Source organism: Mycobacterium sp. HUMS_12744610 (genome assembly GCF_041206865.1).
GTDB lineage: Bacteria > Actinomycetota > Actinomycetes > Mycobacteriales > Mycobacteriaceae > Mycobacterium > Mycobacterium servetii.
The window spans coordinates 2,203,543-2,229,371 of record NZ_JBGEDP010000001.1; the positions used below are offsets into that span (position 1 = coordinate 2,203,543).

The 25,829-nt window shown below is 69.1% G+C and carries 24 protein-coding genes and 2 pseudogenes; 16 read left to right on the top strand and 10 right to left on the bottom strand.

Going from position 1 to position 25,829, the window contains the following annotated elements; translation table 11 throughout:
• Positions 1-53 precede the first annotated feature (53 nt).
• From AB8998_RS10775 to holA, 3 genes are read left to right on the top strand one after another with little or no spacing between them, the layout of a single operon-like run.
• On the top strand, positions 54-881 hold the full coding sequence (locus AB8998_RS10775) for a ComEA family DNA-binding protein (protein WP_369737948.1): 828 nt from the start codon (positions 54-56) through the stop codon (positions 879-881).
• Between the two features lie 16 nt (positions 882-897).
• Entirely contained in the window at positions 898-2,493 is a 1,596-nt protein-coding gene (locus AB8998_RS10780; protein ID WP_369737949.1) for a ComEC/Rec2 family competence protein, read from the top strand.
• 14 nt (positions 2,494-2,507) lie between these two features.
• The gene (gene holA / locus AB8998_RS10785; protein ID WP_369741515.1) at positions 2,508-3,449 is read left to right on the top strand and encodes a DNA polymerase III subunit delta; all 942 of its coding nucleotides are present in this window, start codon (positions 2,508-2,510) and stop codon (positions 3,447-3,449) included.
• A gap of 46 nt (positions 3,450-3,495) precedes the next feature.
• Here holA and rpsT read toward each other — a convergent pair whose 3' ends face one another.
• A complete protein-coding gene (gene rpsT, locus AB8998_RS10790) occupies positions 3,496-3,756 on the bottom strand; it encodes a 30S ribosomal protein S20 (RefSeq protein ID WP_369737950.1) in 261 nt (86 codons plus the stop codon).
• A 151-nt stretch (positions 3,757-3,907) separates the two neighbouring features.
• On the opposite strand from rpsT, the gene AB8998_RS10795 reads away from it, so the two are divergent.
• Genes AB8998_RS10795 through AB8998_RS10805 form a run of 3 tightly spaced genes read left to right on the top strand, consistent with a single transcriptional unit; the run spans position 3,908 to position 7,364 of the window.
• Positions 3,908-5,548 (top strand): circularly permuted type 2 ATP-grasp protein, encoded by a 1,641-nt coding sequence (locus tag AB8998_RS10795; RefSeq protein ID WP_369737952.1) that lies wholly within the window; start codon positions 3,908-3,910, stop codon positions 5,546-5,548.
• Complete coding sequence (locus tag AB8998_RS10800) at positions 5,548-6,525, top strand: alpha-E domain-containing protein (RefSeq protein ID WP_369737953.1); 978 nt, start codon at positions 5,548-5,550, stop codon at positions 6,523-6,525. The genes AB8998_RS10795 and AB8998_RS10800 overlap by 1 nt, the downstream gene beginning before the upstream one ends.
• Positions 6,525-7,364 (top strand): transglutaminase family protein, encoded by an 840-nt coding sequence (locus tag AB8998_RS10805; RefSeq protein WP_369737955.1) that lies wholly within the window; start codon positions 6,525-6,527, stop codon positions 7,362-7,364. Before AB8998_RS10800 ends, AB8998_RS10805 begins: the two co-directional genes overlap by 1 nt.
• A gap of 28 nt (positions 7,365-7,392) precedes the next feature.
• On the opposite strand, the gene AB8998_RS10810 is transcribed toward AB8998_RS10805, so the two are convergent.
• Positions 7,393-8,235: a ribonuclease Z gene (locus AB8998_RS10810; RefSeq protein WP_369737957.1), complete on the bottom strand. Its 843-nt coding sequence runs from the start codon at positions 8,233-8,235 to the stop codon at positions 7,393-7,395.
• Positions 8,236-8,366: 131 nt separating this feature from the next.
• Between AB8998_RS10810 and AB8998_RS10815 the strand changes: the two genes are divergently transcribed.
• A complete protein-coding gene (locus AB8998_RS10815; RefSeq protein WP_369737959.1) occupies positions 8,367-8,795 on the top strand; it encodes a CBS domain-containing protein in 429 nt (142 codons plus the stop codon).
• Between the two features lie 37 nt (positions 8,796-8,832).
• Here AB8998_RS10815 and AB8998_RS10820 read toward each other — a convergent pair whose 3' ends face one another.
• Positions 8,833-9,432 (bottom strand): type II toxin-antitoxin system PemK/MazF family toxin, encoded by a 600-nt coding sequence (locus AB8998_RS10820; RefSeq protein WP_369737961.1) that lies wholly within the window; start codon positions 9,430-9,432, stop codon positions 8,833-8,835.
• A gap of 129 nt (positions 9,433-9,561) precedes the next feature.
• Here AB8998_RS10820 and lepA point away from each other — a divergent pair, with 129 nt between their 5' ends.
• Positions 9,562-11,418: a translation elongation factor 4 gene (gene lepA / locus AB8998_RS10825; RefSeq protein WP_369741516.1), complete on the top strand. Its 1,857-nt coding sequence runs from the start codon at positions 9,562-9,564 to the stop codon at positions 11,416-11,418.
• Between the two features lie 30 nt (positions 11,419-11,448).
• Here the strand turns inward: lepA and AB8998_RS10830 are convergent, their stop codons facing one another.
• Both AB8998_RS10830 and AB8998_RS10835 read right to left on the bottom strand, forming a co-directional pair.
• The gene (locus tag AB8998_RS10830; RefSeq protein WP_369737963.1) at positions 11,449-12,033 is read right to left on the bottom strand and encodes a metallopeptidase; all 585 of its coding nucleotides are present in this window, start codon (positions 12,031-12,033) and stop codon (positions 11,449-11,451) included.
• A gap of 47 nt (positions 12,034-12,080) precedes the next feature.
• A complete protein-coding gene (locus AB8998_RS10835; RefSeq protein ID WP_369737964.1) occupies positions 12,081-14,132 on the bottom strand; it encodes a glycoside hydrolase family 15 protein in 2,052 nt (683 codons plus the stop codon).
• 68 nt (positions 14,133-14,200) lie between these two features.
• On the opposite strand from AB8998_RS10835, the pseudogene AB8998_RS10840 reads away from it, so the two are divergent.
• A pseudogene (locus tag AB8998_RS10840) lies at positions 14,201-15,128 on the top strand (IS5 family transposase).
• Positions 15,129-15,161: 33 nt separating this feature from the next.
• Here the strand turns inward: AB8998_RS10840 and AB8998_RS10845 are convergent.
• Positions 15,162-16,166: pseudogene (locus AB8998_RS10845) on the bottom strand (FAD-dependent oxidoreductase).
• A gap of 57 nt (positions 16,167-16,223) precedes the next feature.
• On the opposite strand from AB8998_RS10845, the gene AB8998_RS10850 reads away from it, so the two are divergent.
• Together AB8998_RS10850 and AB8998_RS10855 are read left to right on the top strand one after the other, a co-directional pair.
• On the top strand, positions 16,224-16,418 hold the full coding sequence (locus AB8998_RS10850) for a hypothetical protein (RefSeq protein ID WP_369737965.1): 195 nt from the start codon (positions 16,224-16,226) through the stop codon (positions 16,416-16,418).
• Positions 16,419-16,671: 253 nt separating this feature from the next.
• Complete coding sequence (locus AB8998_RS10855) at positions 16,672-17,709, top strand: sulfate ABC transporter substrate-binding protein (protein ID WP_369737967.1); 1,038 nt, start codon at positions 16,672-16,674, stop codon at positions 17,707-17,709.
• 108 nt (positions 17,710-17,817) lie between these two features.
• Here AB8998_RS10855 and AB8998_RS10860 read toward each other — a convergent pair whose 3' ends face one another.
• A complete protein-coding gene (locus AB8998_RS10860; protein WP_369737969.1) occupies positions 17,818-18,564 on the bottom strand; it encodes a phosphoadenylyl-sulfate reductase in 747 nt (248 codons plus the stop codon).
• Between the two features lie 330 nt (positions 18,565-18,894).
• Positions 18,895-19,017: an Ms4527A family Cys-rich leader peptide gene (locus tag AB8998_RS10865; protein WP_369737971.1), complete on the bottom strand. Its 123-nt coding sequence runs from the start codon at positions 19,015-19,017 to the stop codon at positions 18,895-18,897.
• On the opposite strand from AB8998_RS10865, the gene AB8998_RS10870 reads away from it, so the two are divergent.
• Genes AB8998_RS10870 through hemW form a run of 3 tightly spaced genes read left to right on the top strand, consistent with a single transcriptional unit; the run spans position 18,998 to position 21,404 of the window.
• Positions 18,998-19,744, top strand: coding sequence for a hypothetical protein (locus tag AB8998_RS10870; RefSeq protein ID WP_369737972.1), 747 nt, complete (start codon positions 18,998-19,000; stop codon positions 19,742-19,744). The two genes, AB8998_RS10865 and AB8998_RS10870, sit on opposite strands and share 20 nt — an antisense overlap.
• Positions 19,741-20,175: a transglycosylase family protein gene (locus tag AB8998_RS10875; RefSeq protein ID WP_369737974.1), complete on the top strand. Its 435-nt coding sequence runs from the start codon at positions 19,741-19,743 to the stop codon at positions 20,173-20,175. The genes AB8998_RS10870 and AB8998_RS10875 overlap by 4 nt, the downstream gene beginning before the upstream one ends.
• A gap of 56 nt (positions 20,176-20,231) precedes the next feature.
• Positions 20,232-21,404, top strand: a complete 1,173-nt coding sequence (gene hemW / locus AB8998_RS10880) for a radical SAM family heme chaperone HemW (RefSeq protein WP_369737976.1) — start codon at positions 20,232-20,234, stop codon at positions 21,402-21,404.
• A gap of 3 nt (positions 21,405-21,407) precedes the next feature.
• Here hemW and AB8998_RS10885 read toward each other — a convergent pair whose 3' ends face one another.
• Positions 21,408-22,649 carry a sodium-dependent bicarbonate transport family permease gene (locus AB8998_RS10885; protein WP_369737977.1) on the bottom strand — a complete coding sequence of 414 codons (1,242 nt, stop codon included), beginning with the start codon at positions 22,647-22,649 and terminating at the stop codon, positions 21,408-21,410.
• A 387-nt stretch (positions 22,650-23,036) separates the two neighbouring features.
• Between AB8998_RS10885 and AB8998_RS10890 the strand changes: the two genes are divergently transcribed.
• A complete protein-coding gene (locus tag AB8998_RS10890; RefSeq protein ID WP_369737978.1) occupies positions 23,037-24,389 on the top strand; it encodes a salicylate synthase in 1,353 nt (450 codons plus the stop codon).
• Between the two features lie 147 nt (positions 24,390-24,536).
• Entirely contained in the window at positions 24,537-25,553 is a 1,017-nt protein-coding gene (locus AB8998_RS10895; protein WP_369737980.1) for an acyl-ACP desaturase, read from the top strand.
• Here the strand turns inward: AB8998_RS10895 and AB8998_RS10900 are convergent.
• Positions 25,550-25,816 (bottom strand): MerR family transcriptional regulator, encoded by a 267-nt coding sequence (locus tag AB8998_RS10900; protein WP_369737981.1) that lies wholly within the window; start codon positions 25,814-25,816, stop codon positions 25,550-25,552. The two genes, AB8998_RS10895 and AB8998_RS10900, sit on opposite strands and share 4 nt — an antisense overlap.
• Between the last annotated feature and the right edge of the window lie 13 nt (positions 25,817-25,829).

Sequence of the window (25,829 nt, forward strand, 5' to 3'; positions counted from 1 at the left end):
CCGACGCCGTTGTGCGCGGCCGTCGCGGCGGCCGGCGCGCCTACTTTCGGCGCATGCGCACAGATCTTCCCGCCGAGCGACTGCACCGACGACTCGCCGCCGACCCCTCCGCCGATTCCGGGGACGGGGCCGACGAGGACCAGAGTTCGCTGCTACCGCGGTGGCTTCCCGAGGCGTCGCCGGGTCCGAGCTGGGTGGCCAGGGTGCGTGCCGATCCGGGCAGGGCCGGTGCTATCGCGTTGGCGGTCGTGGCGGCGCTGGCCGTGCTGGTCACCGTGTTCACGTTGGTGCGCGACCGGCCCGCACCGGTGATGTCGGCCAAGCTTCCCCCGGTGGAGAAGGCGTCGTCGGCAAGTCCCCGTTCGTCGGCAAGCCCGGGCGCCGGCGGGCCGGCCGACGGTGACCACCCGGTGGTGGTCAGCGTGGTCGGGCTGGTGCACACCCCCGGCTTGGTCACCCTGGCACCGGGCGCGCGTATCGCCGACGCGCTGCAGGCCGCCGGTGGTGCGGTGGCGGGCGCCGACACGATCGGGCTGAACATGGCCCGCCCGCTCGGCGACGGCGAACAGATCGTGGTCGGGCTCGCGCCGGCGCCGGGTCGGCCGGCGGCGCTGGGCAGCTCGGTGGCCTCCGGCCCGGCCCCGGCCCCGGCCACGGGGGCGCCGGCATCGGGGCCGGCGAAGCCGGGTCAGGTGCTCGACCTCAACGCCGCAACCGTGGAACAGCTGGACACCCTCCCGGGGGTCGGGCCGATCACCGCCGCCGCGATCGTGGCCTGGCGGCAGGCCAACGGCAAGTTCACCAGCGTCGACCAGCTCGCCGACGTCGACGGCATCGGCCCGGCACGGCTGGAGAAGCTGCGTGCCCTCGTCCGCGTCTGAGGTACGCGGGCCCGGATTGCCCACCCCCGGCGGCACGGCGCCGGCGCGGTTCGACGTCCGCCTGGTGCCGGCCGCGCTTACCGGTTGGGTGGTGACCGCCGCGGGGATCGTGTGGCCGGTGGGGCGGGCGCTGGCGTGGTGCGGCGTCGTGCTGCTGGCGGCCTCGGGCGCGTTGGCTTGCTACGCGGCGGGCCGTTCCGGCGCGCATCCGCGGCTGCGGGCGTTCAGCACCGGACTGCTCGCCGTCGCGGTCGTGGGCACCGGATTCGGCTTCGCGATCGCCCTGCGCTGCGACGCGCTGGCGCGCCATCCGATTGCCGCCGCGTTCGGGACGGCCGCCCCGGTGACGGTCACCCCCACCGAGAGCCCGGTGCCGCTCGGGAGTGCACGGCTGATGTTCCGTGCCGACCTCGTGCGCGTGCGGGCCGACGACATGTCGGGCCGCGTGGTCGTTTTCGCCCGGACCTCCGAGTTCGGTGAGGTAATGGTGGGCCAACCGGTGCGGTTCACCGCCCGCATCGGCCGGCCGGGCCGCCACGACTTGACCGTCGCCGTGCTCAACGCCTCGGGCCGGCCGACCGTGGGCACCGCCGGTGCGGTGCAGCGGGCGGCTCACACCGTGCGAATGCGCTTCGCCGCCGCCGCCCGCGACGCGCTGCCCGCCGCCCAGGGGGCGATGCTGCCTGCCCTTGTCCTCGGCGACACCTCGGCGGTGACCGCCGAGATCGGCCGCCAATTCCGGGCGGCGGGAATGACGCATCTGACGGCGGTGTCCGGGGCCAACGTCACCATCGTGTGCGCGGCGGTGCTGTTCTCGGCGCGGCTGCTCGGGCCACGCGCGGCCGTCACGCTTGCCGCGGTGGCGCTGGTCGCGTTCGTCATCGTCGTGCAGCCGACGGCGAGTGTGCTGCGGGCGGCGGTGATGGGGGCGATCACGTTGGCGGGCATGCTGTCGTCGCGCCGGCGGCAGGCGGTCCCGGCCCTGGCTGCCACGGTGCTGGTGCTGGTGGCTCTCGCTCCCCAGCTGGCGGTCGACGTCGGGTTCGCGCTGTCGGTGCTGGCGACCGCCGCGCTGGTGGTGATCGCGCCGGCCTGGTCGCGGCGCCTGGTCGCCGGAGGCTGGCCCCGGCCGGCGGCGGACGCGTTCGCCGTCGCCTGGGCCGCCCACGCGGTGACGGCCCCGCTGGTGGCCGGGATCTCGGGCCGGGTCAGCCTGGTGGCCGCCGCGGCCAACCTCGTGGTGGCCCCGGTGATCGCCCCGATCACCGTGCTGGGCACCGCCGGGGCCGTGCTCGACCCGCTGTGGCCGGCCGGTGCGCGGCTGCTGATCCGGTTCACCGGACCCGAGCTGTGGTGGGTCCTGGGTGTCGCGCGGTGGGCGGCCGCGGTGCCCGCGGCCACCGTGCCCGTGCCGGCCGGCGCGGCGGGGGTGCTGGTGGTCGGCGGTGCCACGGCGATGCTGGCGGTCTCGGTCGTGCTGCTGGGGAAGCGGCGCCGCTTTCGCGTGGCGGCCGGATACGCCGGCGGGCTTCTCGTGCTGTGCCTGCTGGCCTGGTCGCTGTCGGGACTGGTCGGTCGCTGGTCACAATCCCGTGACACCATCGTGGGGTGAGCGAGGTTTCGGCGTTGCACCTGGTCCTGGGAGAAGAGGATCTGCTGGTCGAGCGGGCCGTGGCCGACGTGCTGCGGGCGGCGCGCAAATGGGCGGGCACGAACGACGTTCCGGTCAACCGGATGCGGGCCGGCGAGGTCAGTACCTACGAGCTCGCCGAGCTGCTGAGCCCGTCCCTGTTCGCCGACGAGCGCATCGTCGTGCTCGAGGCCGCCGCCGAAGCGGGCAAGGAAGCGGTCGGGGTGATCGCCTCGGCGGCCGCCGACCTCCCGCCGGGCACCGTGCTGGTGGTGGTGCATTCCGGCGGGGGGCGCGCCAAGGCGCTGGCCAAGGACCTGCAGTCGCTCGGTGCCGAGGTGCATCCGTGCGCGCGGATCACCAAGGCCGCCGAACGCGTCGACTTCGTCCGCAAGGAGTTCCGTGCCTTGCGCGCCAAGGTCGACGAACGTACGGTGACCGCGCTGCTGGACGCGGTCGGCTCCGATCTCCGCGAACTGGCCTCGGCCTGCTCGCAGCTGGTCGCCGACACCGGCGGGGCCGTCGACGCCGCCGCGGTGCGGCGCTACCACAGCGGCAAGGCCGAGGTGAAGGGCTTCGACATCGCCGACAAGGCCGTGGCCGGGGACGTCGCGGGCGCCGCCGAGGCGCTGCGGTGGGCGATGATGCGGGGTGAGCCGCTGGTGGTGCTCGCCGACGCGCTGGCCGAAGCCGTGCATGCGATCGGCCGGGTCGGGCCGCTGTCGGGCGATCCCTACCGTTTGGCGGCGGAGCTGGGGATGCCGCCCTGGCGGGTGCAGAAGGCACAGAAACAGGCTCGGCGCTGGTCGCGAGACTCGGTGGCCACCGCGATGAAGGTGGTGGCGGCGCTCAACGCCGACGTGAAGGGGGCCGCCGCGGACGCTGACTACGCGCTGGAATCAGCGGTCCGGCGGGTCGCCGAGCTGGTGGCCGACTGAGGCCGGTGCAGGGGGCAGTGACCCTCAGATGGCCCCCAGATGGCCCTCAGATCTTGTTGAGGGCGCGGGCCAGCGCCGACTTCCGGTTGGCCGCCTGGTTCTTGTGAATCACGCCCTTGCTGGCCGCCTTGTCCAGCTTGCGGTTGGTCGCGACGAGCAACTCGGCGGCCTTGTCCTTGTCGCCGTTGTGGGCGGCCTCACGGAACGCGCGGACAGCGGTACGCAGCGAGGACTTCACCGACTTGTTACGCAGTCGGGCGCGCTCGTTCGTGCGGTTGCGCTTCTGCTGCGACTTGATGTTGGCCACGCCTGAGTTTCCTTCTTTGATTCGGTGGTTGCTTGGGACCGGCATCCGATATCCCCGACAGCGACTGCCCAGGTTATCAGTCGGTTACGTTTTTTCCCAAAAGGGGAACCCGTGGCCTGCCAGGACGTCGATTTGAGGCAGCATCTGAAAAGTGAGTTCCGCAAACCAGCTGGAGGAGACCGGACCCGGTCCGCGCGGACTGCGACGCGCCGAACACATTTTCGGCGGATACGACGCCTCCGACGCCTATTCGAAGGCGTTCGACGAGATGTTCGACGCCCAGGGGGCCGTCCGGGCCGCTTACAAGGGCATCTACGCCGAGCTCGCACCCGCGGACGCCTCGGATCTGAAGGCCCGCGCCGAGGCGCTGGCCCGCGCGTTCATCGACCAGGGCATCACGTTCTCGCTGTCGGGTCAGGAGCGCCCCTTCCCCCTCGACCTGGTGCCGCGGGTGATCTCGGCGCCCGAGTGGAGTCGGCTCGAGCGCGGCATCATCCAGCGGGTCAAGGCCCTCGAGATGTACCTCGACGACATCTACGGGGACCAGGAAATCCTCAACGACGGCGTCATCCCGCGCAGTCTGATCACCTCCTGCGACCATTTCCACCGTCAGGCCGTGGGCATCAGCCCGCCCAACGGCGTGCGCATCCACGTCGCCGGCATCGACCTGATCCGCGACGAGCGGGGCACGTTCCGGGTGCTCGAGGACAACCTGCGTTCGCCTTCGGGTGTCTCGTATGTCATGGAGAACCGCCGCACCATGGCGCGCGTCTTTCCGAACCTGTTCGCCACCCATCGGGTGCGCGCCGTCGACGACTACGCCGCGCACCTGCTGCGCGCGCTGCGCAACTCCGCGGCCACCAACGAGGCGGATCCCACCGTCGTCGTCCTCACCCCCGGGGTCTACAACTCCGCCTATTTCGAGCATTCGTTGCTGGCCCGGCAGATGGGTGTCGAGCTGGTCGAGGGACGTGACCTGTTCTGCCGGGACAACCAGGTGTACATGCGCACCACCGACGGGGAGCGTCAGGTCGACGTGATCTACCGGCGCATCGACGACGTGTTCCTCGACCCGCTGCAGTTCCGCGCCGACTCCGTGTTGGGGGTGGCCGGCCTGGTCAACGCCGCCCGCGCCGGCAACGTCGTCATCTCCAGCGCGATCGGCAACGGCGTCGGCGACGACAAGCTCGTCTACACCTATGTGCCGACCATGATCGAGTACTACCTGGGTGAGAAGCCGCTGCTGGCCAACGTCGAGACCTTCCGGTGCTGGCTGGACGAGGAACGCGACGAGGTGCTGGACCGCATCGACGAGTTGGTGCTCAAGCCGGTCGAGGGGTCCGGCGGATACGGCATCGTGTTCGGTCCGGAGGCCTCCGCCAAGGAGTTGGCCGCCGTCGCCAGGAAGATCCGCGACGACCCGCGCGGCTGGATCGCCCAGCCGATGATGGAACTGTCCACCGTGCCGACCCAGGTGGACAACGCCCTGGCTCCCCGCTACGTCGACCTGCGGCCCTTCGCCGTCAACGACGGCGACGACGTGTGGGTGCTGCCGGGCGGCCTGACCCGGGTGGCTCTCATCGAGGGCTCGCGGGTGGTCAACTCCAGCCAGGGCGGCGGCTCGAAGGACACCTGGGTGCTGGCGCCCCGCGCGTCGGGCGCCGACCGCGAGCTCGGCGCCGCCGGGGTGGTGCGCTCCCTGCCGGACCCGGCGCCCGACGGCCAGGCGAAGCGGAAACAGCGCCAGGCCGAGCAGCCGCAGCAGAAGCAACGTAGTGAAGCGATCCGCTGATGCTGGCCCGCAACGCCGAGGCGCTGTACTGGATCGGCCGGTACGTCGAGCGCGCCGACGACACCGCGCGGATCCTCGACGTCGCCCTGCACCAACTGCTGGAGGATTCCAGCGTCGACCCCGACCAGGCCTCGCGGGTGTTGCTGCGGGTGCTGGGGATCGAGCCTCCGGCCCACGACCTGGACGTGTGGTCGTTGACCGACCTGGTGGCCTACAGCAGCGACCTTTCCGGGGGATCCTCGATCGTCGACGCGGTCACGGCCGCGCGGGAAAACGCGAAGTCGGCGCGGGAAGTGACGTCCAGCGAGATCTGGGAGTGCCTGAACACCACCTACCATGCCCTGCCCGAGCGGCAGCGTGCCGCCAAACGTCTTGGGCCGCACGAGTTTCTGTCCTTCATTGAGGGCCGGGCGGCGATGTTCGCCGGCTTGGCCGACTCGACGCTCTCCCGTGACGACGGGTACCGGTTCATGCTGTTGGGCCGCGCCATCGAGCGCGTCGACATGACGGTGCGGCTGTTGCTGTCGCGGGTCGGGGACAGCGCCTCCTCGCCGGCGTGGGTGACGTTGTTGCGCTCGGCGGGTGCGCACGACACCTACCTGCGCACCTACCGCGGGGTGCTGGACGCGGGGCGAGTGGTCGAGTTCATGTTGCTGGACCGGCTGTTCCCGCGTTCGGTGTTCTACTCGCTGCGGCTGGCCGAGCACAACCTCGAGGAATTGCTGCACAATCCGCAAAGCCGGGTCGGGGCGACCATCGAGCCGCAACGACTGCTCGGCCAGGCCCGCAGCGAGCTGGAGTTCGTGCAGCCCGGCGTGCTGCTCGAATCGTTGGATACGCGCCTGGCGAGCCTGCAGCGGACCTGCCACGACGTCGGGGAAGCGTTGGCGCTGCAGTACTTTCACATCACCCCGTGGGTGGCGTGGTCGGATGCCGGCCACAACGGCCGGTTGGTCGGCAAGGCGGGGGAGCCCTGATGTGGCGGATGCGGGTGGTGCACACCACGGGCTACGCCTATCAAGCACCGGTGACCGCCTCCTACAACGAAGCCCGGCTGACGCCGCGGTCGAACGGCCGGCAGAACGTCATCCTCAACCGGGTCGAAACCATCCCGGCCTCCCGGTCCTACCGCTATATCGACTACTGGGGTACCGCCGTCACGGCGTTCGACCTGCATGCGCCGCACGCCGACCTGACGGTGATGTCGTCCTCGATCGTGGAGACGGAGCCGCAGGAGCCGCCGGCCGGCGACGCCGGCTGGAGCGAATTGCGCTCCGAGGCCGTGATCGACCGGTTCGACGAGTTGCTCCGGCCGACCCCGCACACCCCGGCCAGCAAGCGCCTCGGGTCCGTGGGCAGGAAGATCGCGAAAGCTCACGCGCCCGTCGACGCCGTCGTCGCCGCCGCCGCGTGGGTGCGCGGCGCGCTGGACTACCTGCCGGGAGCCACCAGCGTGCATTCCTCGGGCCTGGACGCGTTGAGCGAGGGCCGGGGCGTTGGCCAGGACTTCGTGCACCTGTCGTTGATGCTGCTGCGCGGCATGGGAATTCCGGGACGCTACGTGTCGGGTTACCTGCACCCAAGGAGCGACGCCGTCGTCGGGGACACCGTGGACGGGCGCAGCCACGCCTGGATCGAGGCCTGGACCGGTAACTGGTGGAGCTATGACCCCACCAACGACTGCGGGATCAACGAGCAGTACGTCAGCGTGGGTGCCGGACGCGACTACACCGACGTCGCCCCGCTCAAAGGCATCTACTCCGGGGAGGGTGCCACCGACCTCGACGTCATCGTGGAGGTCACCCGCCTGGCTTGAGGGCGATCCGGGTGCCGGCGCACGACGGTCACGACGGGGCGTCGACCTCCACCCGGTGCAGGTCGTCGCCGAGCTCGATGCGGCCACCGAACTCGCCGGCCGCGAGCGCGCGCCACTGCTCCTCCTGGCCGGGCACCAGCGCCGGCACGTAGTGCGTCATGACGAGGGCGCCCACGCCGGCGCGGGCGGCCGTCGCCGCCGCCTCCTGCACCGAGGAGTGGTAACCGCAGATGTCCTGCAGCCGCTGCTGGGGGATGTTGGCGACGATGTCCTTGCGGATCACGGTGTGCACCAGTGCGTCGGCGCCTGCGGCCAGCTCGTCGAGGGTGGCGCAGGGCACCGTGTCCCCGGCCAGCACCACCGACGCCCCGCCGTACTCGATCCGGAAGCCGATGGTCGGTGCGACCGGGCGGTGATCGGTGGGAGCGACCCGGATCGACACGCCGTCGCGGCCCCACACCGGGCCGTCGGTGTGTTCGTGGACCTCCACCGACGGCGGTGCGTTCAGGTCGGCGTGATGGGCGATCCGGTAGCCGATGTCGTGGCGGAACGCCTGCAGCGTCGCCTCGACCGTTTCGGCGGTGCCCGGCGGCCCGATGACCGGCAGCGGCGCCGGATCGGGGGCGAAGGTGCTGATCCAGCGGGTGATCAGCAGGTCGCCGAGATCGGCGATGTGGTCGCTGTGCAGGTGGGTGAGCAGCAGCGCCGACAGTCCGGCGGCACCCACCCCGACCGCCGCCGCGCGCTGCAGAACCCCGCGCCCGCAGTCCACCAGCAAAGCCTGGCCGCCGGCCCGCACCAGGGTGGACGGGCCGGCGCGGTTGGGGTCGGGGATGGGGCTGCCGGTTCCGAGCAGCGTGACCTCGATCATGGCGTCATCCTCGCAAGTCGGACGCGCGCGTGGTGTGCGATTACCATCTTCCGGCCACACTCGGGCCGTCGACCTGGCGCGGGGGACGCGGTAACCTGATGTGAATCAGATCACCCCCGGTGGGAGGCCAGATGCGGATCGCGGACGTCTTGAAGAACAAGGGGGCGGCGGTGGTGACGATCAACCCCGATGCGACCGTCCAAGAACTGCTCGCCGGTCTGGCGGAACAGAACATCGGCGCAATGGTGGTGATCGACGCCGAGGGGGTCGTGGGCATCGTGTCCGAGCGTGACGTGGTGCGCCAGCTGCACGCGCACGGCGCCAGCGTGTTGTCGCGTCCGGTGTCCAAGATCATGACGGCCGCGGTGGCGACCTGCACCAAGGCCGACACGGTCGACACCGTCAGCGTGCTGATGACCACGCAGCGAGTGCGCCACGTGCCGGTGCTCGACGGAAAAAAGCTCATCGGCATCGTCAGCATCGGCGACGTCGTGAAGACGCGGATGGAAGAGCTCGAGGCCCAGCAGCAGCAACTGCATTCCTACATCACGCAGGGCTGACCCGGGGAGCTCGTTCGCCGAGCTCGGGCGGGGCCGCCTAGCGCCAGGAGTAGTCCGCCCGCAGCCGGGTGGCCACCAGGTCGAAGACCGCGCGATCGAGGATCGCGCCCTCGCGGCGAATGCCCTCCTCGGGGACGTCGAGCACCCGATCCAGCCGAACCCAGCTTTCCCTGCCCTCGTAATCCCAACTGCCCGCGCCGATCCCGACCCAGTCCGGGTCGGGGGCGTGGCGCTCCTGGCTGGACACCATCAACCCGAGCAGCACGTCGCGGTCCCGGCCCACCACGAGCACCGGGCGGTCCTTGCCGCGGGTGGGATCGTCCTCGTAGACCACCCACGTCCACACGATCTCGCCGGGGTCGGCACGGCCGTCCAGGGTGGGGGCATAGACCAGCTTGCGGGCCCGCTGCGCGGTGGGAAAGCTGTTGCTGGTCACCGGCCGGCCCGCGGTGACCGCGGCCGGTGGAGGCGGCGCGACCGAGGCGATGACGTTGGCGGTGATCTTGACGGCCTGCTGCAGTTCCCGCAGGACGGTCTGCGAGTTCTCGATGTGCCGGGCCAGCCGCGGAGCCCCGGTGGCGACGAGGTTCTCCGCGAACCGCTGGAACGTCTTCCACTGCTTCCGGGTAGAAGCCATATTTTGCAGCATAGCCGCGAACGGCCGGGGCCGACCGCGTCCAAGTGTGTCCCGGCCCCGCCACGTAGATACCCTGGACATGCCCGCGGACCGGGCCCAGCGCACCCCCGAACATCGGTACACCAGGAGATTCCCATCAGCAGTTTCGCCGACAAGACCTTCACCGCGCCGGCGCAGATCAGGAATTTCTGCATCATCGCCCACATCGACCACGGCAAGTCCACGCTGGCCGACCGCATGCTGCAGCTCACCGGCGTGGTCGACGAACGCTCGATGCGCGCCCAGTACCTGGACCGGATGGACATCGAGCGGGAGCGCGGGATCACCATCAAGGCGCAGAACGTGCGGCTGCCGTGGCAGGTATCGGGCGGCGAGGCCGCCGGAAAAGAATACGTCCTGCACCTGATCGACACCCCCGGCCACGTCGACTTCACCTACGAGGTGTCGCGGGCGCTGGAAGCCTGCGAGGGGGCGGTGTTGCTGGTCGACGCCGCCCAGGGCATCGAGGCCCAGACCTTGGCCAACCTGTACCTGGCGCTGGACCGCGACCTGACGATCATCCCGGTGCTCAACAAGATCGACCTCCCGGCCGCCGACCCCGACCGCTACGCCGGGGAGATCGCCCACATCATCGGCTGCGAGCCCGGCGACGTGCTGCGGGTGTCCGGCAAGACGGGCGAGGGGGTGGCGCAGCTGCTCGACGAGGTGGTCCGCCAGGTGCCTCCACCGCAGGGCGACGCCGACGCCCCCACCCGCGCGATGATCTTCGACTCGGTCTACGACATCTATCGCGGCGTGGTGACCTACGTGCGGGTGGTCGACGGCAGGATCGTCCCGCGCGAACGCATCCTGATGATGTCCACCGGCGCTACCCACGAACTGCTCGAGGTCGGCATCGTCTCGCCCGAACCCAAGCCCAGCGAGGGTCTCGGCGTGGGCGAGGTGGGCTACCTGATCACCGGCGTGAAGGACGTCCGCCAGTCCAAGGTCGGCGACACCGTGACGACGGCGCGCCACGGCGCGACCGAGGCACTGACCGGCTACCGCGAGCCCCGCCCGATGGTCTATTCGGGGCTGTATCCCGTGGACGGGTCCGACTATCCCGTCCTGCGCGACGCCCTGGACAAGCTGCAGCTCAACGACGCGGCCCTGACCTACGAGCCGGAGACGTCGGTGGCGCTGGGCTTCGGGTTCCGGTGCGGCTTCCTGGGCCTGCTGCACATGGAGATCACCCGCGAACGCCTCGAGCGCGAGTTCGACCTGGACCTGATCTCGACGTCGCCGAACGTCGTGTACCGGGTGGTAAAAGAGGACGGGACCGAGATCGTCGTCACCAACCCGTCGGACTGGCCGGCGGGCAAGGTCCGCGCCGTCTACGAGCCCGTGGTCAAGACCACCATCATCGCGCCCAGCGAATTCATCGGCACCATCATGGAGTTGTGCCAGTCCCGCCGCGGCGAACTCGGCGGCATGGACTACCTGTCGCCGGAGCGGGTGGAACTGCGCTACACCATGCCGCTGGGGGAGATCATCTTCGATTTCTTCGACTCGCTGAAGTCCCGCACCCGCGGGTACGCGAGCCTGGACTACGAGGAGGCCGGCGAGCAGGAGGCCGACCTGGTCAAGGTTGACATCCTGCTGCAGGGCGAGGCCGTCGACGCGTTCAGCGCGATCGTCCACAAGGACGGGGCGTCGGCCTACGGCAACAAGATGACCACCAAGCTCAAGGAGCTGATCCCGCGCCAGCAGTTCGAGGTGCCTGTGCAGGCCGCGATTGGCTCGAAAATCATTGCGCGCGAGAACATCCGCGCGATCCGCAAGGACGTGCTCTCCAAGTGCTACGGCGGCGACATCACCCGCAAGCGCAAACTGCTGGAAAAGCAGAAGGAGGGCAAGAAGCGGATGAAGACCATCGGGCGGGTGGACGTGCCGCAGGAGGCGTTCGTCGCGGCGCTGTCCACAGGTGACGAGAAGGCGAAGAAGTAAGCCGCGCAGGGCGTTCCGCGGCGGTGGCCGCTAGACCTGTTTGTTCGCGACGACGTCCCCGGACGCCGCGTTGAGCGTGACCTTGTGCTCGACGATGTAGGTGTCCCACACGTCGGCGTCCCACACCGTGGCGCCGTTGGCCTCCGCGAGCTGCATCTCGGTGATCGAACCGTTGGGCACCGCCGCCAGGAACTTGTCCACGGCCGCTCGGTAGTCCAGCTTCGCGGCCTGCGCCAGCGCGTGGTTCTTGGCCTTGTCGGCGTCGCTCTGGGGCTTGGGGGTCGGACCGACCAAGACCGTGACGCCGTCCGAGGAGACGTCCATCGACTGCTCGGTGCCGTCGGCCGTGACGACGTGGACCCGCCACGACCCGGTCTCCTGGCTCCTGATCAACGTCAGCGTGCCGCCGGGCACCTTGCCAACGGCGGCGGCGGCGGCCTGCAGCAGGGTCTGCGGGTCCGGGGGAGCCGACGGCCGCGACCACTGCGCACCCGTCGAAGTGGTGGTTCCCGACGTCGCGGCCGGCTTGCCGCTGTGACCGCACCCGGCCAGTGCGGCGATCGCCAGCAAGAGGAATGCGGTCAGGATCCAGGGTCGGCGCATCGCGGCAGGCACAGCCGAATGCTATCGCGACGCCGGATCCGCTGCGCGGGTGCGGTGGTTCACATGGGCGCGTTGGCGGGCTGGAACATCCCCGAGCCGTCGGCCTCCTCCTCGGCGCGGATCACGTGGACCACCGCGTTGATCAGCGCCAGGTGGGTGAATGCCTGCGGGAAGTTGCCCAGATGCCGGCCGGTCCGCGGCTCGATCTCCTCGGCGTAGAGGTGCAGCGGGCTGGCGTAGGCCAGCAGTCGCTCGCACAGCCGCTTGGCCCGGGCCACCTCGCCGATCTCCACCAACGCCGACACCAGCCAGAACGAACAGATGGTGAATGTGCCTTCCTCGCCGGACAATCCGTCGTCGGTTTCCTCGACCCGGTACCGCAGCACCAGGCCCTCCTCGGTGAGCTCGTTGGCGATCGCGAGCACCGTGTTGCGCACCCGCGGGTCGTCCGGCGGCAGGAACCGGGTCAGCACCACCAGCAGCAGCGAGGCGTCCAGGGCGTCGCTGCCGTAGCGCTGGGTGAACACGCCGCGCGCATCCACGCCGTGCTCGAGGATGTCGGCCTTGATCTCCTCGGCGATCGCGCGCCACTGCTGCGCGTAGCTCTTCTCGCCCTGCCGCTCGGCCAGCTTGGAGCCGCGGTCCAGCGCCACCCAGCACATCACCTTGGACGAGGTGAAGTGCTGCGGCTCCCCGCGGACCTCCCAGATTCCGCGGTCGGGCTCGCGCCAGTGTTTGATCGCCTCCTCCACCTGCCGCTTGAGCACCGGCCACAGGCTTTCCGGAATCTGCTCACGGGATTTGCAGTGCAGGTAGAACGAGTCCAGGATCGAACCCCAGATATCGTGCTGGATCTGGTCGTAGGCGCCGTTGCCGATCCGCACCGGGCGCGCCTGGTCGTAGCCGGACAGGTGGCGCAGTTCCTCTTCGACCAGGCTGCGCTCGCCGCCCACCCCGTACATCACCTGCAGCGGATGGCGCTCGTTGCTGTTGGCGCCCGAGACGTCGGCGATGAACGCGAAGAAGTCGTCGGCCTCGCGGTCCAGCCCGAGCGTGTACAGCCCCCACAACGCGAACGTCGAGTCGCGGACCCAGGCGTAGCGGTAGTCCCAGTTGCGTTCGCCCCGAGGCGTTTCCGGAAGCGATGTGGTGGCGGCGGCCAGCAGCGCACCGGTGGGTGAATAGGTCAGGCCTTTCAAGGTGAGGGCGCTGCGCTGCAGGTACGCCCGCCACGGGTGGTCGGGGAAGTTGCCGATGTTGATCCACTGGCGCCAGCACTCGGTGGTCTGCCACATCCGTTCGGCGGCTTCCTCGTAGGTCTGCGGCGCCGGGTGCTTGGTCCAGCTCAGGGCGACGAACACGTCGTCGCCCTCCTTCATCCGGGTGCGTGCGCGCGCCTCCCGGCCCTCCAGCCCGATGCGCAGGTTGGTGGTCAGCCGCAGCGTGGGGTGGTCGTCGGGTTGCTTGGCGGCGCGGGCGATCGCCTCGCCGTAGGCGTTCGCCGAGTACTCCCACGTCACCCCGGTGCGGTGGTAGTCGAATGCGGGTTCGCAGCTCATCATCAGCTCGACGGTGCCACTGACGCAGCGCACCGTGCGTAGCAGGATGTGCTCGGCGTCCCAGTCCATCGGGGTGCGGCGGTGGGTCCGCGAGCGGCGCTCGATGTCGTGCCAGGGGCCCATCACTAGCGCGTCGCGGACGATCAGCCACCCGGTGTGGGTCTGCCAGGTGGTCTCCATGATCAGGCTGCCGGGCAGGTAGCGGCGGGCCGAAGGAACCGAAACCCCGTAGGGCCCCAGCCTGAAGTGGCCGGCGCTGCGATCCAGGATCGCCCCGAACACGCTCGGGGAGTCGGGCCGGGGCACGCAGAGCCATTCCACCGACCCGGCCGGCGAGATCAGGCACGTCGTCTCCCAGTCGGACAGAAACGCATAGTCGGCGATCGGCGGAAACGGGTTGCGCAGCCCGGCATTGGGAGCCAGGGGCGCCGGCGCGCTGAAGTCGATCGGTGAGGCCAACGGTGAATCCAGTGCCGGTTCGTGCCCGTCCCCGATGTGGGCAGGTTGGTCGGTGGGGGCGGGTTGGTCGGCGGGTTCGACGTGCAGCACCATGCCGACATCATCGACTGTCTAGGGCGTGTCTCCCAATTTTTCGACTGTTGACCAGCCAGGATTGGCTGGTGACGCGGATTGGTGTGATTTCTGACGAGTTCTGGGCGGTGGTTGAGCCGTTGATGCCTTCGCATGAGGGCAAGCGGGGCCGGAGGTTTGGTGATCACCGGTTGATTTTGGAGGGGATTGCCTGGCGGTTTCGCACGGGATGCCCGTGGCGGGACCTGCCCGCTGATTTCGGGCCATGGAAAACGGTGTGGAAGCGTCATCACCGATGGTCGCTGGATGGCACCTATGACGTGATGTTTGCTCAGGTGGCGCACGCCTTCGGGTTCGACGCCGAGATGGCCGGCGATATCGAGAAGCTGTTGTCGGTGGATTCGACGAACGTACGGGCGCATCAACATTCGGCGGGTGCCCGGTCGGACACGCTGGCAAAAGGGGGCCCTGTCGAATTACAAGAAATCCGCCGATGAACCCGACGACCATGCAATTGGGCGTTCGCGAGGCGGGCTGACCACCAAGATCCACACCCTGACCGATCAGCGCGAAGCTGTTGTCGCGGTCCGGTTGACCGCTGGCCAGGCCGGCGACAATCCGCAGTTGCTGCCTTTGCTCGACGACTACGACCACGCCTGCGCTGAGCACGGTGTGACCGGTGGCGACTTCCGATTGCTCGCCGACAAGGCGTATTCACACCCGAGCACGCGCACCGAATTACGTTCCCGAAGAATCAAGCACACGATTCCCGAACGCAAAGACCAGATCGCCCGGCGCAAGGCCAAGGGATCGGCCGGGGGTCGCCCACCGGCGTTCGACGCCGAGCTCTACGGTCTGCGCAACACCGTCGAACGAGGCTACAACCGGCTCAAGCAATGGCGCGGTATCGCGACCCGCTACGACAAATACGCCCTGACCTACCTCGGCGGTGTCCTATTGGCCTGCGCCGTAATCCATTCCCGCGTCGGAAACAACCAATTGGGAGACACGCCCTAGGCGCCCGGCGTCCACGCTTCGCGCGATCCGGGATCAGCCGTTGCGCCGCCCGAAGGCGCGGGCAGCGGCTTGGCCGGTACGCGTGCGGCGGGCCACCGCGTCGGCCACCGCCAAGTTGATGCCGATGCCGCCGACCGGGGACATCACCTGTGCGAAGTCCCCGATGAGCAAGCCGCCGTCGCCGTACCATCGTGGGAGTCGATTGAGTTGCACGTCAAGCAGTTTCATGTGCTCGAACGACGTCAGCGTAGCGACGCGGTCGGCAGGCCAGGGCACCAGGGTGGCCAATGCCCGGCGCAGCGTCTCGATGCCCCGGGCGCGCGTCTGGGTGTCGGTGCCCTTCGGGACGATGTAGGCGATCTGGTAGTACTCGCTGCGGTCGATCATGATCACGGCGTGCCCGGCGCGCAGCACCCAGGCCGACCCGCGCGGATCGCCGGACCGGCGGGGCAACCGGAACCACCGGACGTCCATCGGGACGCCGAAACTGCGCGGGATCGGCCCGGCGGCGGAGCGCACCGTCGAACACCGGCCGTCGCAGGCCACCGTGAGTTCGGCGCGCATCCGTCAGGTTTCGCCGGCCGGTTCACGGTAGGTGACGCGGTCGCCGTCCCGGATCACGCCGACCACCTCGGTGCTGCGCAACAAACTGAAGCCGGGCTCGGCCTCGGCGGCGGTCGCGACCATCTCCAGGAAGTCCCACTGCGGCACCAGGGCGATGTGCCGGTGTGCGCCCGGCAGCCGCGCCAGGCCGACATCGACCGGTTGGTTCTGGACCTCCATGTGGATGGTGTCGATGAGGCGGTGTGGTATCGCGGTGAACCGCGGCCCCAATCCCAGTTCGTCGACTAACCGCAGGGTGCTCGCGTGCACGGTGTCGCCCCGGAAGTCACGCAGGAAGTCGGCGTGCTTTTCCATCACCGTGACGTCGACTCCGGCGCCGGCCAGCAGCAGGCCGAGCACCATGCCGACGCGGCCCCCGCCGGCGACGAGGCAGGTCGTTTCGTCGGCGGAAGCCCTGGGCAGATCCTGGCACATGAGCGGCTCGTCGACCGCGCGTTGGCTTTGGCGACGGTGGCGAATAGTGTGGGCCCGGTGACCGCGTTCCTGAACTGGTGGGACGGCAACGAACTGTGGCTTTCCGGGTTGCCGTTCGTGCTGCAGGCGATGGTGGTGATGCCGATCGTGCTGGCGGTGGCCTACCTCATGGCGTTGGTGCTGGACGGACTGCTCGGCAAGGGCATCGATGTGATGCGCCGCCTCCGTCGCACCGACGGGTTGCCGCGGTAACGTTCATGCCCCGTTCGCACGTGACGCTGGTGCTCGTCGCTCTCGTGGTGCTCGTCGTCGTCACGTGGCTGTTGACGCACTGAATGCACGGGGCACCGGGTGTGGTGACGCGCCCGGTTTTCGTGCATTGTTGTCGCTGACTGCCCAACCCGTGCGCGGTCTGGTATCGAGTCGGTGACTTCTGCCGAAGTTTCCGGCGCCGTTCCGCAGCAACGGGACCGATATCGGTAAGTCCTGCAGCGGAAGGTGATCAATGCCCGACGACGTCGTCGCCTCGTTCCGCTGGCGCCCCGCCGTCGCCTGCGCCCTGGTTGTCGGTGCCGTCGCCGCCTGCCAGGGCGGTGCCGGCGATGTCGTCGGCGCCGGGGGACCGGCCGACGCGCACACCAGGATCGACCTGGCCGCCTACCGGGCCCCAGAACCCGGCTGGAGCAAGGTGATCGCGGCGTTCAATGCCTCCGAGGACGGCAAGCAAGTGCAGGTCGTCGCCTCCTATGGGGCCTCCGCCGACCAGTCCCGCGCGGTGGCCGACGGCAAGCCGGCCGACGTCGTGAATTTCTCGGCCGGATCCGACGTCACCCGACTGGTCAAGGCGGGCAAGGTTTCTCCCGCCTGGGACAAGGACGCCACCGGGGGCGTCCCGTTCGGGTCGGTGGTGACGTTGGTGGTGCGCGCGGGAAACCCGAAGAACATCAGGGACTGGGACGACCTGCTGCGTCCTGGGATCGAGCTCATCACACCCAGCCCGCTGAGTTCGGCCGCCGCGAAGTGGAACCTGCTCGCCCCGTATGCGGCCGCGAGCCGCGGCGGCAGCGATCAGGAAGCCGGCGTCGGCTTCGTCGACAAGTTGGTGAGCGGGCACGTCAAACTGCGGCCAGGGTCGGGGCGGGAGGCGACCGACGTCTTCGTGCGGGGCAGCGGTGACGTGCTGATCAGCCCCGAGAACGAGGCCCTGGCCACCGAGCGGCAGGGCAAGCCGGTGCAGCACGTCATCCCGCCGCAGACCGTCAGGGTCGACAACCCGGTCGCCGTGGTGACCACCAGCGCACACCTGGACGCGGCCAGCGCGTTCAAGAATTTCCAGTACCGCGCCGCGACGCAGCGCCTGTGGGCGCAGGCCGGGTTCCGGCCCGTCGACCCGGGGGTGGCCGCCGAGTTCTCGGACCGGTTCCCGGTACCGGACAAACTCTTCACGATCGCCGACCTCGGCGGTTGGGACGCCGTCGATGCGCAGCTGTTCGACCAGGCCACCGGCGCCATCACCCAGGTCTACCTGCGGGCCACCGGATGACGGCCGCGGTGACGCCCCGGGGCGATGCCCGCGTGCGGCCTACCCGCGTGCCGCCGATCGCGGCGACACCGGCGTGAGCCCGTCAGCCGGCACCCATCCCGCCGCGCCTCACGACGCGTGCAGACCGCACTCGGTCTTGGCCGTTCCCTGCCAGCGGCCGCTACGCGGGTCGGCGCCTTCGGCGGGCCGGACCGTGCAGGGGGCGCAGCCGATCGACGGATACCCGTCGTAGATGAGCGGATTCACCAGTACGCCATGCTCGGCGATGTACGTGTCGACGTCGCGGTCGGTCCAGTCCACAAGCGGGCTGACCTTCACCAGCTTGAACGCCTCGTCGAAGCTGACCACGGGCGCGTTGGCGCGGGTGGGCGCGTCCACGCGGCGCAGCCCGGTCACCCACGCCGAATAGCCCTGCAGCGCTTTGCGTAACGGCGCGACCTTGCGGAGCCGGCAGCACTCGCCGGGGTCGCGGGCGAAGAGGTCCTTGCCCAGCAGGGCGTCCTGCTCGGCCACCGTGTGCTCGGGGGTGGCGTTGATCACGTGGATGTCGTAGACGGACTCCACTGCGTCGCGGGTGCCGATCGTCTCCACGAAGTGGTATCCGGTGTCCAGAAACACCACCGGCACACCGGGTCGAACCTTCGCGGCCAGCTCCACGAGCAGCGCATCCTGCATGCTCGAGGCGACGACGTAGTTGCATGTCGCGCAGCCACGGGGTCCGCGGACCCCGCCGAAAGTCTCGTCCGTCCAACGCAGCACGTCGATGGCGCTGGCGTTTTCCAGGTCGGCCGCCCCGCGCGCCGCCACCTCGCGCAACTCGGACTCGGAGAGTTCCGACACTTCGGTGGTGGTCATAGGTGATCTGCCTCCGTCCAGATGGTGTGCGTGACATCGGGCACACCGAGATCGATGCGCTGCCCGGTGTTCTCCAGGGGACTGGCCGCGCGCAAACACCATGTGGCGCTGGCGCTTTCGATGCGGCCCCGTACGCAACGTCGCGTACCCGTCGCACGAGTGTGATAACCGTTGGGCGCCTTGTGATATTCCCGTGTCCGGGGGGTGGCTGTGATCACTGCTCGGTTGTCCTTCACGAACGTTCGCAGGCGTGAACGCGCCACTTGACCGAGGATTTCGGCGGCGGCGCAGATCCGGCGCCGGCTGTTGACAGGGGGCGGGTCTACGAGATCAGCGGAGACAACAGCAGCTGCAGACGCGCTTCAGATCGATGTGCCGACGTGCCACCAGCGCAACGCGCAGACGAGGCTCGACAACGATCACGCCCTCGATTGTGCCACGGAAGGCGTCCACGCACGCGCGCGGGATCCCGATTGGCGTGCGAAAAAGCCGCCTCTTCGTTACCGAAGTGCCACCTGCTACCGGTGATAATTACCTCGCCTTGGGACTGAAGGGGATTGAGGTCATCGTGAACGGATCGCGGGTGGAGGGCGGCGGCGCCCACCTGGTCGTCAACAAACCCATCGGTGCTTCGCATTTCGCGATCACCGAACGGCTCCCCGGGCTCGTCCGGAATCGCACCGGCATCCTTCGTCGGTCCCGCCCGAGACGCCCGGCTTTGCGATGGCTGGCGGCGGGCGTCGTCGTCATTGCGCTGGCGGTGGCGGGCCTGGGCGGGCAGTTGCTCTACCAGGAGCACCAACGCAACGTCGCCGCCAGGCAGGCGCTTGCGGCCGCCCAGGCCTACATCGGCAAGCTGATCAACTTCGACGGCGAGACGATCGAGGGCAAATACGGCGACATCCTCGACGGCGCGACCGGCGATTTCAAAGAGCACTACGGCAAGTCCAGCACCGAACTGCACCGGATGCTCAGGGAGAACGTGACGACCGTGCGCGGGATCATCACGGAGTCATGGGTGAAGAAGGCCACCACCAGCAGGGCGGTGATCCTGATGCTCGTCGACCAGTCGGTCAAAAACCGCAACAGCGCGAAGGCAACGCTCGAACGGAGCCGGGTCAAGATGGTGATGACCAAGGTCGACGGTCGTTGGCTGGCCAGCAAGGTGCGAGTGATATGACGCTCAGGCTCGCGGGGATCCGCGTCATCGTGTCCGCATTCCTGGCTCAGACCCTGCTGGTGGGTGCCCTGTTCGTCACCGCCCTGGCGGTCTCGACCAGCGACTCGAAAGCCGACGACGTCAACTGGGAAGCGATCGCGCAGTGCGAGTCGGGCGGCAACTGGGCCGCCGACACCGGCAACGGACTGTTCGGCGGCCTGCAGATCAGCCAGCCCACGTGGGATGCCAACGGCGGTTACGGTCTGCCGTCGGCCGCCGTCCCCGACGCGCAGGTCGAGGTCGCGGACCGGATCATGGCCTCCCAGGGACCCGGCGCCTGGCCCCGCTGCGCTACATGCAGCCCGGACGCGGCACCGGTGGGATCCCTGTCGCACCTCCTGGGATACGTCGAGGCTCAGGGCGGCGGTTGCCCCGGGGTGGAAGAGGACTGACGGTCGAGGGCTGACCGACCGGCCCGGCGCGATCCGCGGGCGTGGGATCATTTGGCATGAGCCTTCGCGAGGAGCAGGTCGACCTGCCCGGCCTGCAGCCGGTCCCGGACCGGCCGTTCGGGTTGTATGTGCACGTACCGTTCTGTATAACCCGTTGCGGCTATTGCGATTTCAACACCTACACCCCGGCCGAGTTGGGTGGCGTCAACCCCGATGCCTGGCTGCAGGCGCTGCGGACGGAACTCGAGTTGGCGGCCGCGCGGTTGGGCGGCCCGACGCTGCACACCGTCTTCGTCGGCGGCGGGACGCCGTCGCTGCTGGGTGGCGCGCGCGTGGCGACGTTGCTGGACATGGTGCGTGAGCACTTCGCGCTGGCGCCGGACGCCGAGGTCACCACCGAGGCCAACCCGGAGTCGGCCTGGCCGGACTTTTTCGGGGCGGCCCGGGCCGCGGGATACACGCGGGTATCGCTGGGCATGCAGTCAGTGTCACCGCGGGTGCTGGGCGTCCTCGACCGGATTCATACGCCGAACCGGTCGGCCGACGCGGCCCGCGAGGCGCTGGACGCCGGCTTCGAACACGTCAGCCTGGACCTGATCTATGGGACACCCGGTGAAAGCGACGACGACCTGCAGCGTTCCGTCGACACGGCGGTGGCGACCGGCGTGGACCACGTGTCCGCCTATGCCCTCACCGTCGAGGACGGCACCGCCCTGTCCCGGCGGGTCCGCCGTGGGGAGCTGGCCGCCCCCGACGACGACGTGCTCGCGCACCGCTACGAGCTGGTCGACGCCCGCCTCGCCGAGGCGGGGATGGACTGGTACGAGGTGTCGAACTGGTCGCGCCCCGGCGGTGAGTGCCGGCACAACCTCGGCTACTGGGACGGCGGTCAGTGGTGGGGCGCCGGGCCGGGAGCGCACGGCTATGTCGGGGCGACGCGCTGGTGGAACGTCAAGCACCCCAATGCCTATGCCGACAGGCTGGCCGCTGCGGCGTTGCCCGTGGCGGGATTCGAGCAGCTCGGTCCGGACGCACTGCACACCGAGGACGTCTTGTTGAGAACCCGCCTGCGGCAAGGACTTCCGCTGGCCTCCCTGGACGCCGCCGAACGCGAACGCGCCGAGTCCGCCGTCGCCGACGGACTGCTGGTGGCCGAGGGGGACCGGCTCGTGCTCACCCCGCGCGGACGCCTGCTCGCCGACGGGGTCGTGCGCGGGGTGCTGGGGTAGTTCTCAGGTGCCCGCGAACCAGTGCCCGACGACGTGGGCGATCTCGATGTACAGCGGGATGCCGATCGTGACGTTGTAGGAGAACGTCAGGCCCAGCGATGCGGCCAGCGGCAGGGTCGGGCTGGCCTCGGGGATGGCCAGTCGCTGGACGGCCGGCACGGCGATGTAGGACGCCGCACCGCACAGCACCGCGAACAGCACATAGGTTCCCGGCTTGAAGTCGGTGTGGGTCAGGTAGGCGTAGAGGTGGGCCACGAAGATTCCCAGCGGGGCGAAGAGGTTCGGCGCCAGCAGGCCGAAGATGATGAAGCCTCGGCCGGCCGACCTCAGGTCCTTCAACTTGCGGGAGGCCGTCATACCCATCTCGAGCAGAAACAGGCACAGCACGCCCTGGAACGCCAGCACGAAGAACCTGTCGTCGTCGGCCACGACCTTCTGCCCCTGCAACCCACTGACCAGGCCGATGATGATGCCGCCGAAGAGCAGGACGAGGCCCGGGTTGAGGAAGACCTCCTGGAACAGTTCACGGGAGAACAGGGAGGACCTCTTGCCGGCCGGCAGCGGCTCGCCCAGGTCGAGATCCTCGGGATGGTCCGACTTCTCCAGCGAAAATTCGATCTCCTGCTCGACACCGCGCTCGTGTTCGGCCTGCAGGCTGCGGCCGTCGGCGGGCCGTGCGGGCGTGCCCGGGCCGATGCCGGCCTTGACCGGCGCGGTGTAGCCGGCCTCCTCGGGCATGTACCCGGCCATGTCCATGCCCCGGTGCCGCAGCCGCGCCACCAGGTACAGGGCCACCAGGCAGCCGGGAATCTCCATCACGGCCAGCATCACCGGCATGTAGGCGTTGAACGCGATCCCGACCGACGCCAGCACGGCCACGCAGGTCGCGAAGGTGCCGGCCGAGTCGGACGCGTAGTAGCCGGCGACCGTCGCCTTGTCGACCCGTCGCATCGAGCTCAGCAAATTCAGCAAACCGTAGGCCAGCACGCCGATCAGGAAATTCGTCGCAAAGCCCACCACCATGAACCCGACGATGGCCCCCACGCTGGAGGCGCCGATCTGGGCCAGTTCCTCACCGCCGTGCCAGCCGATGGCCAGCAACAGGTACATGGTCAGGCCCTGGTAGATCACGTAGGGGAACTCGAACCGCACCTTCAGGATCGGGATCAGGAACCCGAAGTAGAAGAACAGCAGTAGCGGCTTGAACAGGTTGTGGGTGAAGTTCTGCCAGAACTCTTGCAGCATGATGCCTCCCGTGAAACGTGAATGATCAGGGGAAGCACCGTCCGCAAGCGAGCAAACCACGAACATCCCGACAGATCGTGACGAATGTAGCCCCGCCGGTGGCAAAACCGCCACTCATGGAGGCCGCGGCGCGACGGGGCCGAATTACCGCTTCCGGGACGGCTTTCGGTCGGGAAAACCGATGGTCAGAGGCGTGCCGACGAAAATCCGGAGCCGCGAAGCATAGTGGCAATCGGGTGTGAATCGGCTGGGAGTTTCCTGCGGGGTCGGTGCCTGGACCGCGCGGTCCGGGAAAACGGCCTGCCGGGGCCCCGGCATCGCGGGGCGGCGGAGCGGAAATCGCTCCGGGTTCGACCAGTTGGATAGGTTAGGCTACATTTACTAACCGTGACCGAGGTTAGCGTCGAGACGAGTCCCGCGCAGTGCGCGTCGTCGGCGATTCCGCTTCCCGCACACGTGGATCCCGCCGACCTGGCGGCCGGGCTGGCCGCGGCGCTGTCCGAGCGGGCCGGCGAGGAGTACCTGCTCTACGAGCGGGCCGGCGAGTGGGTGCTGGCCAGCGGTGTGCGGGCGATGATCGAGCTGGACTCCGACGAGCTGCGGGTGACCCGCGACGGGGCTACCCGTTGCCACCCGTGGTCCGGACGTCCCGCACCCGTCCTGGGTGAGGCCGTCGACCGGCTGCTGCTGGACACCGATCACCTGTTCGGTTGGGTCGCCTTCGAGTTCGGCGTGTATCGCTGCGGGCTGGGCGAGCGGCTGGCCCCGCACACCCCGCTGGCCCGGGTGTTCTGGCCCCGCACCCGCATCGCGGTGACCAGCGGCGAGGTTCGCCTCGCCGGCGCGGAGCCCGGCCACCGCGAGGCGGTGCTGCGACTGCTGCGCGACGGGGTGCCCGGGGTGCCCCACGCCCGCGGCATCGACGTGAGCGCCGATTCGTCGGGATACCGCGACCGGGTGGCGGTCGCCGTCGGGGAGATCGCTGCGACGCGCTACCACAAGGTGATCCTGTCCCGCTGCGTGGAAGTGCCCTTCGCGCTGGACTTTCCGGCCACCTATCGACTGGGCCGCCGGCACAATACGCCGGTGCGGTCGTTCCTGCTGCGGCTGGCCGGGATTCGGGCGCTGGGGTACAGCCCCGAGCTCGTCGCCGCCGTCTACGCGGACGGCGCGGTGGTCACCGAGCCGCTGGCCGGGACACGCGCGTTCGGCCGGGGCGCCGCGCACGACCGCCAGGCCCGCGCCGATTTGGAGTCGAACTCCAAAGAGATCGTGGAGCATGCCATTTCGGTGCGCAGCTCGCTGCAGGAAATGACCGAGATCGCCGAGCCGGGCACCGCGTCCGTCATCGATTTCATGACGGTGCGCGAGCGGGGGAGCGTGCAGCACCTCGGCTCGACGATCACCGCCCGCCTGGGCTCCTCGAGCGACCGCATGGACGCGCTGGAGGCGCTCTTCCCGGCGGTCACCGCGTCGGGCATTCCCAAGGCGGCCGCCCTCGAGGCCATCCTGCGGCTCGACGGCACCCCGCGCGGACTGTATTCCGGCGCCGTGGTGGCGTTTTCGGCGGACGGTGGGCTGGACGCGGCGCTGACGCTGCGGGCCGCCTACGAGCGCGACGGCAAGACCTGGCTGCGCGCCGGTGCCGGGATCATCGAGGAGTCCGACCCCGAGCGCGAATTCGAGGAGACCTGCGAGAAGCTGTCCACTCTCGCGCCCTATCTGGTCCCCGGTCGGTAGCGTCCCGCCGGCGGCGTGACCCGCTTGTGACGCCCGTAGGGACCAAAGACCCTTTTCAATCGCGCCTCGGCGTGGCTTTCTTGATGTAACCGTATGACACAGATACATTGCGCGTTACTGGCGGAAACAGATAACTGGGAGGGCGTTGTGTCCGAGGGTATGACCGACCTGCAGCTACTTCACGAGCTCGAGCCCGTGGCCGAACGGCTGCTCAACCGGCATCTCGAGAAGTTCAAGGAGTGGAACCCGCACGACTACGTCCCGTGGTCGGACGGCAAGAATTTCTACGCGCTCGACGGCCAGGACTGGGAGCCCGGCCAGAGCCGGCTCTCCGACGTGGCGCAGGTCGCAATCGTGCAAAACTTGCTGACCGAGGACAATTTGCCGTCGTATCACCGCGAGATCGCGATGAACTTCACCATGGACGGCCCGTGGGGGCAGTGGGTGAACCGGTGGACCGCCGAGGAGGCCAGGCACAGCACCGCGCTGCGCGACTACCTGGTGGTCACCCGCGCCGTCGACCCGGTCGAGCTGGAGAAGCTGCGCCTGGAGCAAATGACCCGCGGCTTCAGCCCCGGCCAGAACCGCCAGGGCGACATGTTCGCTGAGAGCATTTTCGACTCGGTCATGTACGTCTCGTTTCAGGAGCTGGCCACCCGCGTCTCGCACCGCAACACCGGCAAGGTGGCCGGCGATCCGATCGCCGAACAGCTGATGGCCAGGGTGTCCCACGACGAGAACCTGCACATGATCTTCTACCGGGATGTCAGCGCCGCGGGCCTGGACATCGCGCCGAACCAGGCCATCCGGTCGGTGCACAAGATCCTGCGCAACTTCAAGATGCCCGGCTTCACGGTGCCGGAATTCCGGCGCAAGGCCGTGATCATCGCCGTCGGCGGCGTCTACGACCCGCGCATCCATCTCGAGGAGGTGGTGATGCCGGTGCTGAAGAAGTGGCGCATCTTCGAACGCGAGGACTTCACCGGCGAGGCCGCGTGGATGCGCGACGACCTGGGTCTGCTGATCAAGGAACTCGAGGAGGCCGGCGCCAAGTTCGAGGAGTCCAAGCAGCGCTACCTGGAACGCGAGGCCCGCAGGACCGAGAAGATCACCGCGAGCAAGGTGCTCAAAACCCAAGGGACGCTGACGCTCAGCGGGCACTAGCTTTCGGCTCGGTTTCGGCGGACCGTTCGCGATAGTCGACAAGGATGCGGCTGACCGGCGACTCGATGTTGGATTCGATCGACGCCGCCGGCCCGCACCAGCCTGCCGCTGTTTTTGTCGACCTCGAGCACGATCTGCTCGTGCAGGTCGATCAGCCTGTCCGCGCCGATGCCGTAGCCGCGGATCTCGGTGAACGCGTCGATCAGTTCGGGCCGGGTGAGCGTGGCATGGGTGCCGTCGACGCGGATCAGCTGCAGCGTCACCGGCCGCTCGAAC